Annotated in this window: 1 protein-coding gene; it reads left to right on the forward strand. The window is 41.8% G+C overall.

The features are described from left to right. Window positions 1–320: nicotinamide-nucleotide amidohydrolase family protein (locus EDI28_RS26475; protein ID WP_128786723.1), on the forward strand; the 320-nt coding region annotated here is incomplete at its 5' end. Window positions 321–438: the final 118 nt, after the last annotated feature.

A 438-nucleotide genomic window follows, 5' to 3' on the forward strand; every position in this document is an offset into this window, starting at 1 on the left:
TGGAGGAAAAATCAAGGATGTTGGATATTCCTGCCAAGAATTTGGAAGAACATGGTGTGGTGTCTGAATTTACAGCTCAGAAGATGGCTGAGCAGGCACGAAGCAAGACCCAGTCTGATTTTGGAATTAGTTTGACTGGAGTGGCAGGACCAGATAGCCTAGAAGGACACCCAGTTGGGACAGTCTTCATAGGCTTGGCGCAAGATCAAGGAACTGAGGTTATCAAGGTTAATATTGGAGGCAGAAGCCGAGCAGATGTACGTCACATTGCGGTTATGCATGCCTTTAACCTAGTTCGCAAGGCTTTATTAAGTGACTAACTTTTGATATAATAGTAGATAGGTCTGAGGATCATTAGAATGTAGGAGAATAGAATGGCGAAAAAACCAAAAAAATTAGAAGAAATTTCAAAAAAATTTGGGGCAGAACGTGAAAAGG

The sequence above is a fragment of the Photobacterium chitinilyticum genome, from assembly GCF_004104355.1.
In the GTDB taxonomy this organism is placed as follows: Bacteria; Pseudomonadota; Gammaproteobacteria; order Enterobacterales; family Vibrionaceae; genus Photobacterium; species Photobacterium chitinilyticum.